The 14,284-nt window shown below is 65.4% G+C and carries 14 protein-coding genes; 10 read left to right on the forward strand and 4 right to left on the reverse strand.

Annotation, left to right across the window (positions count from 1 at the left end; genetic code table 11):
• Window positions 1–93: 93 nt before the first annotated feature.
• On the reverse strand, window positions 94–312 hold the full coding sequence (locus tag AC6CHP_RS11820; RefSeq protein WP_498230021.1) for a hypothetical protein: 219 nt from the start codon (window positions 310–312) through the stop codon (window positions 94–96).
• Window positions 313–488: 176 nt separating this feature from the next.
• Between AC6CHP_RS11820 and AC6CHP_RS11825 the strand changes: the two genes are divergently transcribed.
• From AC6CHP_RS11825 to AC6CHP_RS11835, 3 genes are all read left to right on the forward strand, one after another.
• Window positions 489–1,535: a LacI family DNA-binding transcriptional regulator gene (locus AC6CHP_RS11825; RefSeq protein WP_498230023.1), complete on the forward strand. Its 1,047-nt coding sequence runs from the start codon at window positions 489–491 to the stop codon at window positions 1,533–1,535.
• A 49-nt stretch (window positions 1,536–1,584) separates the two neighbouring features.
• Complete coding sequence (locus tag AC6CHP_RS11830) at window positions 1,585–2,691, forward strand: GTP pyrophosphokinase (RefSeq protein ID WP_498230025.1); 1,107 nt, start codon at window positions 1,585–1,587, stop codon at window positions 2,689–2,691.
• Window positions 2,692–2,967: 276 nt separating this feature from the next.
• On the forward strand, window positions 2,968–3,213 hold the full coding sequence (locus AC6CHP_RS11835) for a hypothetical protein (protein WP_498230027.1): 246 nt from the start codon (window positions 2,968–2,970) through the stop codon (window positions 3,211–3,213).
• A 1-nt stretch (window position 3,214) separates the two neighbouring features.
• On the opposite strand, the gene AC6CHP_RS11840 is transcribed toward AC6CHP_RS11835, so the two are convergent.
• The 3 genes from AC6CHP_RS11840 to AC6CHP_RS11850 all read right to left on the reverse strand — a co-directional run bounded on the left by AC6CHP_RS11840 (window position 3,215) and on the right by AC6CHP_RS11850 (window position 6,740).
• On the reverse strand, window positions 3,215–4,399 hold the full coding sequence (locus tag AC6CHP_RS11840; protein WP_498230028.1) for a fumarylacetoacetate hydrolase family protein: 1,185 nt from the start codon (window positions 4,397–4,399) through the stop codon (window positions 3,215–3,217).
• Complete coding sequence (locus tag AC6CHP_RS11845) at window positions 4,396–5,595, reverse strand: mandelate racemase/muconate lactonizing enzyme family protein (RefSeq protein WP_498230030.1); 1,200 nt, start codon at window positions 5,593–5,595, stop codon at window positions 4,396–4,398. Before AC6CHP_RS11845 ends, AC6CHP_RS11840 begins: the two co-directional genes overlap by 4 nt.
• 101 nt (window positions 5,596–5,696) lie before the next feature.
• Window positions 5,697–6,740: a LacI family DNA-binding transcriptional regulator gene (locus tag AC6CHP_RS11850; RefSeq protein WP_498230032.1), complete on the reverse strand. Its 1,044-nt coding sequence runs from the start codon at window positions 6,738–6,740 to the stop codon at window positions 5,697–5,699.
• Window positions 6,741–6,972: 232 nt separating this feature from the next.
• Between AC6CHP_RS11850 and AC6CHP_RS11855 the strand changes: the two genes are divergently transcribed.
• From AC6CHP_RS11855 to AC6CHP_RS11885, 7 genes are all read left to right on the forward strand, one after another.
• Window positions 6,973–8,301 (forward strand): extracellular solute-binding protein, encoded by a 1,329-nt coding sequence (locus AC6CHP_RS11855; RefSeq protein WP_188728661.1) that lies wholly within the window; start codon window positions 6,973–6,975, stop codon window positions 8,299–8,301.
• A complete protein-coding gene (locus AC6CHP_RS11860) occupies window positions 8,298–9,245 on the forward strand; it encodes a carbohydrate ABC transporter permease (RefSeq protein ID WP_188728658.1) in 948 nt (315 codons plus the stop codon). The genes AC6CHP_RS11855 and AC6CHP_RS11860 overlap by 4 nt, the downstream gene beginning before the upstream one ends.
• Before the next feature lies 1 nt (window position 9,246).
• Window positions 9,247–10,152 carry a carbohydrate ABC transporter permease gene (locus AC6CHP_RS11865; RefSeq protein ID WP_498230035.1) on the forward strand — a complete coding sequence of 302 codons (906 nt, stop codon included), beginning with the start codon at window positions 9,247–9,249 and terminating at the stop codon, window positions 10,150–10,152.
• A 30-nt stretch (window positions 10,153–10,182) separates the two neighbouring features.
• Window positions 10,183–11,373 carry a Gfo/Idh/MocA family protein gene (locus tag AC6CHP_RS11870; RefSeq protein ID WP_498230037.1) on the forward strand — a complete coding sequence of 397 codons (1,191 nt, stop codon included), beginning with the start codon at window positions 10,183–10,185 and terminating at the stop codon, window positions 11,371–11,373.
• Between the two features lie 34 nt (window positions 11,374–11,407).
• Window positions 11,408–12,412 carry a sugar phosphate isomerase/epimerase family protein gene (locus AC6CHP_RS11875; RefSeq protein WP_498230039.1) on the forward strand — a complete coding sequence of 335 codons (1,005 nt, stop codon included), beginning with the start codon at window positions 11,408–11,410 and terminating at the stop codon, window positions 12,410–12,412.
• Window positions 12,413–12,476: 64 nt separating this feature from the next.
• Window positions 12,477–13,175: a ThuA domain-containing protein gene (locus AC6CHP_RS11880; RefSeq protein ID WP_104185831.1), complete on the forward strand. Its 699-nt coding sequence runs from the start codon at window positions 12,477–12,479 to the stop codon at window positions 13,173–13,175.
• The gene (locus AC6CHP_RS11885; RefSeq protein WP_498230042.1) at window positions 13,160–14,284 is read left to right on the forward strand and encodes a Gfo/Idh/MocA family protein; all 1,125 of its coding nucleotides are present in this window, start codon (window positions 13,160–13,162) and stop codon (window positions 14,282–14,284) included. The genes AC6CHP_RS11880 and AC6CHP_RS11885 overlap by 16 nt, the downstream gene beginning before the upstream one ends.

Here is a 14,284-nt window from a genome sequence, read left to right on the forward strand (position 1 = left end):
CGTCAAACGCTTGACGTTAACGCAGGTCAAGCGCTTGATGCCAGCGCCTGCCTGGAGGGGTGCTGGATGGTGTGGCGCGTGTATGGGGCCGGGCTAGTGGCGCTTTTCCTTGCCGGGGTGCCCGGCTTCGGGGTGGGCCTGGGCCTCGTGCTGTTCGTACCTTTGGCGGGCTTCCTGGAGGTGCTGTTCAAGCTTCTCCTCCGCCTCCCGCCGGCGCTGCCCAATGGTCCGGATCTCCTGGGTGGTCGGCGCAACGTGGGCGTGCTGGCGGGGGCCAAGGTCCCGCGCTGTTGCATGGCTGGTATCGCTCATACGGGCATCGTCCCACCAGAGCCCCCTGTCCGGAAGGCCTGCATGACTCCCATTTTTCGGGGCGCCGGGGAGCGCCCATTTTCCTGTCCGGCGGCCGCCTCCGCGGCGCGGGATTGCCGTGCCATGTGTGGCCGTGGAGGACAGCCTGCGGGCCCGCCTCCTACTACGATCGAGGTATGGAATCCGCGGAACAGCTGCAGCAGCCCGCGCGTTCGCGGCGGATCACGGCGGCGATGGTGGCCGCGCGGGCAGGGGTTTCCACGGCCACGGTCTCGCTGGTGGCCAACGGCAAGACCGCCGGCCGGGTCTCCGAGGACAACATTTCCAGGGTCCGGGAGGCAATCGCTGAACTTGGCTACGTGGTGGACGGCATCGGCAGTTCGCTGGCCAAGGGCGTGAGCTCGATCGTGATCCTGGTGGCGCCGGATATCTCCAACCCGTTCTTCGCCAAGGTGATCGCCGGGGTGCGGGAGTCCCTGGGCCCGCAGTACCAGCTGCTGCTGTCCGTCACGGAGGCCGGCGAGTCCCCACGGGCCGACGACGTCCGGCGGCTGATGTCCCTGCGTCCGGCAGGGCTCCTGGTGGACGCACCCAGCGCAGGCTTCCTCGAGGACCTCGCGTCGCCGTCGCCCGTTGTGCTGCTGGACGCGCCCGGGCTGGAGGCCTACGCGCCGTCGGTGAACCTGGATGTGGCAAGCGGTGCGCGGGAACTCGCCGCGCACCTGGCGGACGCCGGGCACCGCGAGGCGGCGTACATGGACAGCGTCACGGGCACGGAAACCTTCGCGCTCCGGCGGAAAGCCTTCCTGGAAGAGGCGGCCGCCCGCGGCATCGCTGTGGGGGCGGAACGCATTATCAGCACCACCATCGACGTCGGCACGGCGGCCGCCGCCTTCGCCGCCGCCTGGCCGGGGTGGCAGCGGGAGGGGGTGACCGCCGTCGTCTGCGGCACCGACACGCACGCCTACGGTGTGCTGCAGGAGGCCCGCGTGGCCGGCGTGCGGATTCCGGAGGAGCTGGCGGTGGCCGGCTTCGACGACCTCCCGTATTCGGCCACGAGCAATCCAGGCCTCACCAGCGTCCACCTGCCCGCCACTCCCCTGGGCCTGAAGGCCGGGGAGCAGCTGCGCCTCCTCATGGAAGGCGGGGTGCTCGAACAGGCCGGGGTCACGCTGGAGAGTTCACTGGTGGTGCGGGGATCCACCGCCGCGGCGGAACGCTGAAGGCGCCCGCCGCCGCCGTTCTGTCAGTGCCCGGCCGTAAGCTGGAACCATGCCGAGTCATTGGGACAGCCTGGACGCGAGCCTGCGCGAATCCGTGGAGCAGAACGTTGAGATCTACGAGCGCGTCCGCCCTGCCCTGAAACTGGTCACCCGGGACGTCCTGTTAACCCTGCGGGACATGCTGAAGGACTCCGAGGTCACCCCGCTGTTCGTCACCGGACGCACCAAAACGGTGGAATCGTTCAAGGAGAAGATTTCACGGATCGAGGAACCTCTGGAACCGGGCGGCCCGCCGGTCCTGAAGTTCCCGGACCCGTTCCGGACGCTCAATGACATGGTGGGGATCCGGGTGATCACCAAGCTCCCGGCCGAGAATGCGGTGGTGGCCAACATCATCAAGCACCAGCGCCAGCTCTTCGACTGCCGCGGGGACCGGGAAAAGGACATCGGCTCCATCGAATCCGGCACCTACGGGTATTCCAGCCGGCACCTGATCCTGCGGACCATCCAGAATGAGGCCGTCAAGGAGTACCAGCAGGTTTTCAACCCGGACACCGTACCCAACGGCAGCTACTTCTTTGAGTGCCAGATCCGGACGATCTTTGCCCACGCGTGGAGCGAGATCGAGCACGACATCCGGTTCAAGGCCGAGGACCCGCGCGCGTGGACCCCGCACTTCGACCGGCAGTTCACCGCCACGGCCGCCATGCTGGAGACGGTGGAGACAGCTTTTGCAGACCTCCACGAGCGCTACGAGGAAGTCCGCAGTTTCTGGGATGCCGACGGCGAGGGCGCCGCGCCGCTGACCCCCAACCGTATCCGGGACGTCTGGCGCACCCTGCTTCCCCATGTGGACCGCAAGGTGGACGACGACTGGGGCTGGGCCGCCGAACTCCTGGCCGCGCACGGCCTCAACCAGACCATGCAGCTGGCCGGGCTGCTAAGCGCCAACCGCATCACCGAGGTCCGGAAGGCCCTGGACCACCGCTACTCCCCCGGCCCCGACCGGCTGCTGGACGACCTGCTGCTGTGGCAGTACGGCACCAAGCACATCGACCTCACCGCGGAAGCGTCCGAAGCCGTCCCGCACCCGCGGCGCGACAGCCTGATGCGGCGGCTGCGGCAGATAGAGCGGTACCGGCTCACCAAGAAATAGGATTCCAGGTCTGCCGTTGCCCGGTGACTGCCCCGTGAGTTCCGCCACCTTATTTTGATGCACTCAAAATAAGCCGTACCGTTGATGGCAGGCCACCGAAGCCCTGTCCGGGCTGTATGCGGGTGAACAGTTCCCCGAGCGCCAACGCGCCGGCTCCCCGCGCTGCATCGAACCCCACCCCCATTGCCCCCTGCGGACACCCGCAAGGCTGACGCACATGGGAACGGCAGGGACCCGGATGGCAGCCACCCAATCCTCACGCATCAGGAGAACACCATGACCCAGATCCTCGAACGCCCAGTGACCATCGAAGCAGCCCCTTCCGCCGTGACCGGGACACCCCGGGGCGGCAGCTATGTCACCCTGCCCGGCCACTTGGCCGACTTCCGCCCCACCGAGGCAGGCTACATCTCCCTGCCCGGCAGCGGCACCCGCACCGGGAACACAGCGCAGGGCAGTTACGTGACACTGCACTCTGCACCCCTGGGCGCGACCGACATCAGCTACACGCGCCGGGGCTAAATCATCCGCTTGACGCCGGAGCCCCCATCTCCAGCTGAGACAGGTAGCTGAACAAGGCCGTAATCCCAAAGGTCCAGGGATCCATGTCTTCGGTCCTGCCTGTCCGGTTGATGAGCGCCCCGAGGTGGGGGCTGCTGATGGTGACGACGTCCCCGGGCTTGTGAGTGAAGCCGAGCCCTTCAGCATCGCGGTCCTGGGTGGGGGCGAACAGCGTTCCCGTGAAGAGAGCAAAACCATCGGGGTACTGGTGGTGGCTGCCCCTGGCCGCAGCGATGAGCTCCTCAAAGGGGCGGCTGATGCGGGCCAGGCTGTTGCGGCCTTCCAGGCGGTATCCGTCTGTGCCCTCCACGGTGAGGATGATTTCCTCGGTCCGCAGTGAGTCCAGGGTGAAGCCCTGATGGAATAGCCGGATGAGTGGGCCGATGGCACAGGATGCGTTATTGTCCTTTGCCATGCCGAGCAGAAGCGCGCTTCGGCCCTCTATGTCCCGCAGGTTCACGTCGTTTCCAAGCGTTGCACCCCGAACCCGCCCGGCAGAGTCGGCAATCAGGACAAGCTCGGGTTCAGGGTTGTTCCACAAAGAGAAACCGGGAATCCCCACCCTGGAACCGAACCCCACGGAGGACAGGACCGGGGCTTTGGTAAAAACCTCCGGGTCCGGGCCAAGCCCAACCTCCAAATACTGGGACCACATGCCCTGGCCCGACAACACTTTTTTGACCTCCTGCGCCTCTTCGGACCCGGGCCGCAGTGTGTCCAGGCTTTCCCCGAGAACCTCGGTAACAGTCTTACGGACTTCTGCGGCACGGTTGAAGTCTCCGCCGCAATGCTCTTCGATGACCCGTTCAATCATGCTTTCAACGAACGTCACTCCGCAGGCCTTGACTACCTGAAGGTCGATAGGGGACAGCAGGTAGGGCCTATTGCGGTCCATCGCCAACGAAGCTTCTACCAGTTCGGTCAGGTCCCAGCGGGGAGCGTCAGTTCTGTGGAGTACAAACTCCAGAGGGTTTTCGTGGTCCACAAGCTCTGCAACAGTGCGGACCTCGGGTGTCAGATCGAATACCTTCCCATCCTGAACACAGACAACCCGCGGACCCTGGGAAACCGGGTCCCAGATGCGGCCGATCAGGATCGCGTCCGCAGAGTCGGCCGGAACGATTTGCCGAGGTGCCATGCTCGTCATTTGGCGTTCCCGGCTGCCGCCTTGCGCTCAAGGTTGAAGTAGGAGCGGGCATCCGGGGGCCTAATGTCTGCGACTGCGTCATTGAAGATGCGCATGGGATGCGGTGTGTACGGGTGCTCGGCAATCGCGTCGAAGTCGAGTTCGATGCCCAGGCCCACACCCTCCGGAATGAGGATGTCACCCTCCTCGGTCAACTGGAGTCGCTCATTGGAGATCTCGCTCCGCCAAGGTACGTCCGAGGCCATGATTTCCAGATATCGGAAATTGGGCAGCATCGCGCCCAACTGCAGCGTCGCCGCCGTACTGAGGGGCCCGCTCGGGTTGTGGGGCGCGAAGGGAATGTAATGGGCCGCGGCAAGCGTAGAGATGAATGACAGCTCCAGCAGGCCGCCGGCATGCGTGACGTCCGGCTGAACATAGTCCACGGCATGCCGTGCCAGTGCGGGGACAAAAGTGTTGCGGCCAAACCAGCGCTCACCGGCGGCGATCGGGACCGGCGATTTTGAGCGGATCTCTACGAGGGAATCGATCCCGTCCGGCGGACATGGCTCTTCGAAGAACACTGGCTGGAACTGCTCGATTTCGCGGGCCACCCTGATGGCCGTGGGGACGTCGAACCGGCCGTGCCCTTCAATGAACAGCTCGATATCATCGCCTACAGCTTCCCGGACGGCGGCGACGGGCTCGAGCATCCGCCGCAGGTCCCGCGGCTCAAGGGTGAGGTCAGCGGCTTCGAACGGATCCCATTTAAGTCCGCGGAAGCCCTGCGCAACTGTCTGCACCGCGGCATCGGCGAAATCCTCAGGTGATGTGGCTCCCGAGAACCAACCGTTGGCATAGGCGCGGACCCTGTCGCGGACCTGGCCACCGAGCATGCGGTGGACAGGCACACCCAGCGCGCGTGCCGAAACGTCCCACATAGCCATTTCCAAGGCGCTCAAAGCGGTCATGGTCACAGGCCCGCCGCGCCAGTAAGCATCGCGGTTGAGTTCATAGATATTCTGCGCTATTCGGGTGGGGTCCTTGCCGCGGACAGCGTCGGCAAGGACCGCAATTGCGCCGCGAACGGCGTGCTCCTGGCCTTCAAGCGTTGCTTCAGCGACGCCGGTAAGGCCCTCGTCGGTGCTGAGGCGGACAAAGATAAGGTTCGTCCGGTAGAAGTCGACGACGACTGTGTCGAGGTTGGTGATTTTCATAGGTGGAATGTCATCCCTTAACAGTGCCCGCGGTCATACCGCTGACGACATATCGTTGTGCGAAAAGGTAGAAGGCGACGGCGGGCAGCGTGAAGGGGACCTCAGTCCGCGGGAGGCGCCGTGGAATCGCGGACGATCAGGTGCGTGGCGAGCTCCACGCGGTGGGAGTCCAGGACTTCCCCCCGCGCCTGGCGCAGCACCGACCGAAGCGCTGCGCGCCCCATCTCCTCCAGAGGCTGGGCTACGGAACTCAACGAAGGCACCGATTCTTCGCCCTGGTTCGTCCCGTCAAAACCGATCAGGCTCAGGTCTTCGGGAACCCGGATACCGTGCCGGGCGGCCTCACCAAGAATGCCCAGGGCGATGGTGTCACTGCCGGCGAAGATCGCCGTCGGGAGCTTGTCCAGCTCGAGTAGCGCCTTCAAGCCCTTGACACCGCTTTCCCGGCGGAACCTGCCGCCGGAATAGATGTACTGCGGGTCCACCTGCACGCCGTGCGCCATGAGTGCGGCCATGTAGCCGTGCAGCCGCGCCTGGTTGCATTCGGCCTTCTCTATGCCGCCGATGTACGCGATGCGGCGGTGCCCCAGCGCCAGCAGGTGTTCCGTGGCCGCCTTGCCGCCGGCCCAATTGGTGGCCCCTATGCTGACCACGTCAGCGGAGGGCGGGTTCAGCGGGTCAATCACGACTACGGGAATCTGGCGGCGCCGGAAAGGGTGCAGCTGCGTTTCGCTGAAGGCTGAGGTCACCACGATCATTCCGGCCCTGCCCTCGTCCACCATGCGCTGCGCGCGGCGCTCCGGGCTGCGCCGGCCATGGCTTGCGGGGCCGGTGACGCTGACGAGAATCTCGACGTCGGCATCGGCCGCGGACTGCAGCACGCCGTTAAGCACCTGGATGGTGTACGCGGAATCGAGGACATCGATGACCACCTCCACCACCGTGCCGGTCTCACCGGCGGAACGGCGCTGCAGCGGGGACTGGTACCCGGCCTGCTCAAGCACGGCCAATACGCGGGCCCGGGTTTCCGGCGACACATCCTCGCGGCCGTTCACCACCTTCGAGACAGTGGGCGCGGAGACGCCTGCCTGCTGGGCAACGGAGGCAAGCGTCGGCTTGGCCCGTTCCGGGATCTTCGTTGCCATCTGGTGAGACCTTTCGAAAAGTTTCGTTGACTCATTGTTCAGATTTGCGCTGGCGCGGTCAAGGGGTGCCCAAGTGACCGCGAAACAAATCTGCCAAATTAGGCCTTGACCTTTGCTACTCCGGACCTTTAGTTTAGACCGTGACCTAAATCACGTAGTCGAAATATTTCGAAACCGCTGGTGGAGCTCACGCCCAAACATTTGCAACGAAGCAATTTCAGATGGAGAAGCAATGAAGCAATCCCAGACCTCCCGCCGGTCATTCCTCGCCCTTGCTGCCCTCACCCCCTTCGCCGCCATGACGGCCACTGCCTGTGGGACATCGGGACCGGGTTCCTCCAGCAGCGGCGGGGGCGCCAGCATGTGGTACCTCTCCGGCGAACCCAACCAGACCACCATGCAGAAGGCCGTGGACGCCTTCACCGCGGCGAACCCGGACGACAAGCTCGCCGTCACGTACTTCCAGAACGACGCCTACAAGACCAAGATCAAGACCGCCATCGGCGCCGGCCAGGCACCCACCATCATCTACGGCTGGGGCGGCGGCACCCTGAAGACCTACGCCGAGGCCAGCCAGGTGGACGACCTGACGGGCTGGTTCGACGAGAACCCGGACCTGAAGGACAAGTTCTTCCCGGCGTCGTTCGGTGCAGCCACGGTCGACGGAAAGATCTACGCACTGCCCAACCAGTACGTCGCCCCGATCGTCCTGTTCTACAACAAGGAACTGTTCGAACAGGCGGGCGTCCAGCCCCCCAAGACCTGGGATGACGTCATGTCCCTGGTCAAGACCTTTAACGACATGGGCGTTGCACCCTTCTCCCTCGGCGGGCAGTCCCGCTGGACCTCCATGATGTGGCTGGAATACATCCTGGACCGCATCGGCGGCGCCGAGGTCTTCACTGCCATCTTCGAAGGCAAGCCCAACTCCTGGATGGATCCCGCCGTTATCGAGACCGGAACCAAGATCCAGGAGCTCGTCTCTGCAGATGGGTTCATCAAGGGCTTCTCCTCCATCGCGGCAGACTCCAATGCGGACCAGGCCCTGCTGTTCACGGGCAAGGCGGCCATGATGCTGCACGGCTCCTGGACCTACGGCGCAATGAAAAAGGGCGGCCAGAACTTCGTCCAGGACGGAAAGCTGGGGTTCGTCCAGTTCCCAACCATTGCCGGCGGCAAGGGCGATCCGAAGAACGGCGTGGGAAACCCCGCCCAGTACATGTCGATCTCCTCCAAGGCCACCGACGCGGAAAAGGAGACGGCGAAGAAGTTCTTCAAGGAAGGCATCCTGACCGAGACGGTCATCGATACCTACATCAATTCCGGCTCCGTCCCGATCGTCAACGGCATCGAGGACAAGCTCAACACCTCTGAAGACAAGGACTTCCTGAACTTTGTCTATGACCTGGCCAAGAACGCCCCCAACTTCCAGCAGTCGTGGGACCAGGCCCTCAGCCCCACCGCAGCCGAAGCCCTGCTCAACAACATCGACCAGCTGTTCCTGAAGTCGATCACCCCGCAGCAGTTCGCCGAGAACATGAATGCAACCCTGGGCAAATGAGTAACGCCGCCTCCACCACCCGTAAGCCGGCCGCCCGGGCCGCCCGCCCCAAGGGCGACCCGGGCCACAGCGGACAACGCAACACCGCCCTCGCCTGGCTGACAGTGCCCGCACTGTTCTTCTTCCTGGCGTTCGCCGTGGTGCCGCTGGCCGGTGTCCTCATCCTGAGCTTCGCCAGCTGGGACGGCATCGGCGCCATCGGGTCGGCAGGGCTGGGCAACTGGTTCTCCGTGCTCGCGGACCCCGGGCTGTACAACGCACTGGGGCTGACCTTCCTGATCATGATCGCCTCCTGGCTGGTCCAGACGCCCATCAGCCTCCTTTTGGGTGTCTTCACCGCGGGAAGCCAGCGCTACCGGGCTGCCCTGGCCGTGCTGTACTTCCTGCCGCTGCTGCTTTCATCGGCAGCGGTCGCCATCGCCTTCAAAGCCTTGCTGGACCCGAACTTCGGCCTGGCCACCGGGCTGGGACTCCCCTTCCTGGCGCAGGACTGGCTGGGTGTCCCCCACCTGGCCCTTGGGTTGGTCATCTTCGTGATCGCCTGGCAGTTCGTGCCGTTCCACACGCTCATCTACCAGGGCGGGGTGCGGCAGATCCCCAGGTCCCTCTACGAAGCAGCGGAAATCGATGGGGCGGGAACCATCAAGCAGTTCTTCCACATCACCCTCCCCCAGCTGAAGTACACCATCATCACCTCCTCCACCCTGATGGTGGTGGGGTCCCTGACGTACTTCGACCTGATCTTCGTCCTCACCGGCGGCGGCCCGGGCAACTCCACCCGGATCCTGGCACTGGACATGTACCTGCGGGGCTTCCGGGCCAACCTCATGGGCCCTGCCAGCGTCATTGCAGTCATTCTCGTACTCATCGGCCTTGCACTCGCCTTGTTCCTCCAGCGCCTTGGAGGCAAGGACAAGCAGGGCAGCCAATTGGAAGGTATGTAGGGTGAGCACCGTCCTGAAAAGCAGCACCGAGGAAGTTCCCGCCGGCCCCCGGACCACCGCCGCCGCCCCAAAGCGGGGGCTGGGATCCCGGATGCGGAAGTTGAACGTCCCGGCAGGCCTGGGTGGCTGGATCTGGCTGGCCATCATCATCATCCCGGTGTACTACGTGGTGATCACCAGCCTGAAGACCCAGGAAGGGTACTTCGGCCAGAATCCGCTGGCGCTTCCCACCTCCCCGACGCTGGAAAACTACCAGATGGTCCTCGAGGCGGATTTCGCGCAGTACTTCATGAACAGCACCATCGTCACACTCGGTGCCGTCATCCCCACGGTCCTGATCTCGTTCATGGCCGCCTTCGCGATTGTCCGGGGCAAGGGCAGGTTCCTGAAACTGGTCAATGGCATGTTCCTGATGGGACTGGCCATTCCGCTGCAGGCCACGATCATCCCGATCTACCTGATGATCATCCGCCTGAACCTGTACGACAGCCTGCTGGCACTCATGCTTCCCTCCATTGCCTTTGCCATCCCGCTGACCGTACTGATCCTGTCCAACTTCATCCGCGACGTGCCGAATGAACTGTTCGAATCGATGCGGCTGGACGGCTGCAGCGAATGGCAGACCATGTGGCGGCTTGCCCTGCCGCTGACCCGCCCCGCAATCGTGACGGTCGCCATCTACAACGGCCTGCATGTCTGGAACGGCTTCCTGCTCCCGCTGGTCCTCACGCAGAGCCCGGGCCTGCGCGTCCTGCCCCTGGCGTTGTGGACCTTCCAGGGCGAATACAGCGTCAACATCCCGGCCGTGCTTGCCTCGGTGGTGCTCAGCACCCTGCCCATCCTGGTGCTCTACGTCGTGGGCCGCCGGCAGCTGCTCAGCGGCCTCACCGCCGGCTTCAGCAAGTAACACCCTGGAACTTCACGAAAGGACAGACACATGACCCCCGCACAGCCCCTTCGCGTCGGCATGGTGGGTTACGCCTTCATGGGCGCAGCACACTCCCACGCCTGGCGCACCGCACCACGGTTTTTCGACCTGCCGCTGCAGCCGCAGCTGACCGCCGTCGCGGGCCGGAATGCCGATGCCGCCAGGGCAGCCGCGGACAAGCTGGGGTGGGACTCGGTGGAGACGGACTGGCGCCGCCTGATCGAGCGCGACGACATCGACCTGATCGATATCTGCACACCCGGCGACACCCACGCCGAGATCGCCATCGCAGCCCTCGAGGCAGGCAAGCACGTGCTGTGCGAGAAGCCGCTGGCGAACTCGGTGGAGGAAGCCGAGCGGATGACCCTCGCTGCCGAGACCGCCGCCAAGCAGGGAGTCATGTCCATGTGCGGCTTCAGCTACCGCCGCACCCCGGCACTGGCGCTGGCCAAGCGGTTCGTGGAGCAGGGCCGGCTGGGCGAGATCCGCCACATCCGGGCGCAGTACCTGCAGGACTGGCTCTCCGACGCCAACGCCCCGATGACCTGGCGGCTGGACAAGAGCAAGTCCGGGTCCGGGTCCCTCGGCGACATCGGTGCGCACAGCATCGACGCCGCCCAGTGGGTGGCCGGGCAGAGCATCACCGGCGTTTCGGCACTGCTCGAAACGTTTGTCCCGGAACGCCCGCTGGCCGGGGACCTCGTGGGCCTGGGCGGCCACGGCGACCTCAGCGGGGATGCGCCCCGCGGGAAGGTCACCGTGGATGACGCCGCCATCTTCAGTGCAAAGTTCGACGGCGGTGCCTCCGCAGGCGCGATCGGCGTCTTTGAAGCCACGCGGTACGCGCTGGGCCGGAAGAACGCCATGCGTTTGGAACTAAACGGCACCAAAGGCTCCCTCGCCTTCGATTTCGAGGACATGAACGTCCTGTCCTTCTACGATGCGGCGGACTCCCCGGACGCCGGCTTCCGGAAAATCTTCGTCACCGAACCCGAGCACCCGTACGTCGGCAACTGGTGGCCCACCGGCCACGGCCTGGGCTACGAGCACGGCTTCACCCACCAGGTGGTGGACCTGGTCACCGCAATCGGTGAGGGCCGCCAGCCGGAGCCGTCCTTCGCGGACGCCCTGCAGGTCCAGCGGGTCCTGGCCGCCGTGGAGGCCAGCGCCGCCAATTCCAGCCAGTGGCAGAAGGTCTAGGACCGTGAACACGGGAACAGGAGAAGAAACAGCCATGACACGACCAATCACGCTCTTTACGGGCCAGTGGGCCGACCTGCCCTTCGAGGAGGTGGCCCGGCTCGCCGGCGAGTGGGGCTTCGACGGCCTCGAGATCGCCTGCTGGGGCGACCACCTGGACCCCCGCCGGGCGGCGGAGGACGACAACTACCTCCAGGGCAGGCTGGACATCCTCGAGAAGAACCACCTGAAGGTCTTCGCCATCGCCAACCACCTCACCGGCCAGGCCGTATGCGATGACCCCATCGACGAACGCCACCAGGGCATCCTGTCCGCGGAGATCTGGGGCGACGGGGACGCCGAAGGTGTGCGACGCCGGGCCGCGGAGTCCATGAAGGACACAGCACGGGCCGCCGCGCGCCTGGGCGTCAAGACCGTAACAGGCTTCACCGGCTCGTCCATCTGGAAGGCGGTGGCCATGTTCCCGCCCGCCTCCGAGGCAATGATCGACGCCGGCTACCAGGACTTCGCGGACCGCTGGAACCCCATCCTGGACGTCTTCGACGAGGTGGGTGTCCGTTTCGCCCTGGAGGTCCACCCGTCCGAGATCGCCTACGACTACTGGACCGCCAAGCGCACCCTGGAGGCGATCGGGCACCGCAAGAGCTTTGGGCTTAACTTCGACCCGTCCCACTTCATCTGGCAGGACCTGGATCCGGTGATGTTCCTCCAGGACTTCGCGGACCACATCCTGCACGTGCACGTCAAGGAATCAGTCCGCCAGCTCGATGGCCGCAACGGGCGCCTGGGCTCCCACCTGGCCTGGGCGGACCCGCGGCGCGGCTGGGACTTCGTCACTGCCGGGCACGGGGACGTCCAGTGGAACCGGATCTTCCGTACCTTGAACGCCATCGGCTACACCGGGCCCACCAGCATCGAGTGGGAGGACGCCGGGATGGACCGGCTCGTCGGCGCACCGCAGGCGCTGGCCATGGTCAAGGAACTCGCCCAAATCGCCCCGCCGGCGGCCGCTTTCGACGCCGCCTTCTCCAGCCGCTGACCCAGACCGTCCGGCCCAGACTTTCCGGCCCAGGCCGGCAGCCAAACAAAAGGAAACCCCCGACATGACAGAACGCAAGAACGCCCTGGTGGTCCGCGGCGGCTGGGACGGCCACCAGCCGTACGAGGCCACGGAACTCTTCATCCCCTACCTCAAGGACAACGGCTACGACGTCCGCGTCGAGGAATCCCCCAAGGTCTATGCCGACGCCGAATACATGGCAGGAGTGGACCTGATCATGCAGTGCATGACCATGACCACCATCGAAAAGGACGAGTTCGCCGGGCTGCGGACCGCCGTCGAAAACGGCACCGGCCTGGCCGGCTGGCACGGCGGCATCGCCGATTCCTACCGCAACAACTCGGATTACCTGCACCTGATCGGCGGCCAGTTCGCCTGCCACCCCGGCAAGCACCCGGACGAGTGCGTCGGCGAGCAGTCGGACAACTATGTTCCCTACACGGTCAACATGCTCCCCGCCGCCGCGGAACACCCCATCACCCAGGGCATCTCCGATTTCGACCTGGTCACCGAGCAGTATTGGGTGCTCTCCGACGACTACATCGACGTCCTGGCCACCACCACCCAGAAGGTCCGCGAGTGGGACCCCTGGAACCGCGAAGTCACTTCACCGGCCATTTGGACCCGCCAGTGGGGCAAGGGCCGAATCTTCGTTGCCACCCCCGGACACCGGGTCGACATCCTCCAGGACACCAACGTCCGCACCATCATCGAAAGGGGCCTGCTGTGGGCAAGCCGTTGAAAGTCGGAATCATTGGCTGCGGAGCCATCATCGCGCAGTACCTGGCGAACTTCCGCAAACTCGGACAGATCGACCTGGTGGCCGTGGCGGACCTGGACCCCGCACGCGCCCAGGCCGTGGCGGATGACTACGAGGGCGTCCGCGCCATCTCCGTCGAGGAACTCCTCGCCGCGGACGACGTCGAACTGGTCCTGAACCTGACCATCCCCGCCGCCCACGCCGACGTGGCGTTGAAGGCCATCGCCGCCGGGAAGAGCGTGTACGGCGAGAAGCCGCTCGCCGCAACCACTGCCGAGGCACGCCAGGTGCTGGACGCGGCCCGCGAGGCGGGCGTCGCCGTCGGCTGCGCTCCTGACACGGTGCTCGGCACCGGCATCCAGACCGCGCGCAAGGCGATCGACGACGGACTGATCGGCGCACCCATCTCGGCGAGCGCCACGATGGTGACCCCGGGCCATGAACGGTGGCACCCCAACCCGGACTTCTACTACCAGCCCGGCGGCGGACCCCTCCTGGACATGGGCCCGTACTACGTGACCGCCCTGGTCACCCTGCTGGGCCCGGTGGTCTCGGTCATCGGCGCGGCAAGCCACACCCGCAACGAACGCACCATCGGCTCCGGACCCAGGCAGGGCGGGAAGGTCCCCGTCAACATCGATTCCCATGTCACCGGTGTCCTGGTGCACGCCTCCGGCGCGCTCTCCACCCTGTTCATGAGCTTCGACGCCGTGAAGTCCAAGTCGCCCAACATCGAGATCCACGGCGAGCGCGGCTCCCTGGTGGTCCCGGACCCCAACCACTTCGACGGCGACGTCCAGCTGTTTTCCCTCGGGGCGGAGGACTGGGAAACCCTTCCGGTGTCCGCCGGGTATGTTGACTCCGGGCGCGGCTTCGGCATCGCGGACCTGGCGTCCACTCCTGCGGGCGCCGAGCCCCGGGCAGGCGGGGCCATGGCCTACCACGCCCTCGAGGTCATGGAATCGGTCCTCGAATCAGCCCACAGCGGCGCAGCGGTAGCCATCCGCAGCACCGTTGAGCGGCCGGCGGGCGTCGAACTGGCCGTCCTGGCGGAGGAACTGGACAGGCTCCAGACGCAGGAAGCGGTCTAG

Source organism: Pseudarthrobacter sp. GQ63, from assembly GCF_059758765.1.